This window comes from Bradyrhizobium sp. Kon56 (assembly GCF_055807635.1).
This window is the reverse complement of sequence record NZ_JBVVOU010000153.1, coordinates 1-481: the sequence shown is the minus strand read 5'-3', so window position 1 is coordinate 481 and position 481 is coordinate 1. Positions and strand designations below refer to the sequence as shown.

The following is a 481-nucleotide window of genomic DNA, read 5'->3' as shown; positions in this document are numbered from 1 at the left end:
GGGCGAGGCAGAGGTTTTCTCTTCCAGCGAGGAATGTTTGGCGACGCAGCTCAGATCCTCGCGCTCCTCAGCAGCAGGCTTTGTCGTCAAAACAGAGAGTTGCGCATCAGATGTTTGAGCACCTGCTGGAAATGTTGAGGTGATCGCCGGGATACCTTCGATTGTCGCGAGCATCGCTTTGTAGATGAGCGCTTCGCGGCTTCTTGGCTTGGCAATCTGGATGTGGTCGTCGTCGAGCGGTATAGGTGTAACGCCAGCAATTTGAGGATCACTGCTGTTACGGTCGACGATCATGATGCGGGGGCCGAACGCAAAACCGCAAAACTTTCGACCTAGAAAAACACCCTGGGTCTCGAAAAAAACCTTTACCTGAAATTTCAAATCATCCTGCAGCTTTTGGAACTGGCCATTGAGGATCTTCAACCAGGCATCGTCCTCTCTCATGTTATGCACTTGTTGGTTAATACGTAGCGCACCTGAC

Annotated in this window: 1 pseudogene; it reads right to left on the bottom strand. The window is 51.6% G+C overall.

Annotation, left to right across the window (positions count from 1 at the left end):
- A pseudogene (locus AC0L3B_RS38385) lies at window positions 1-444 on the bottom strand (hypothetical protein); the annotation flags it as partial.
- Window positions 445-481: the final 37 nt, after the last annotated feature.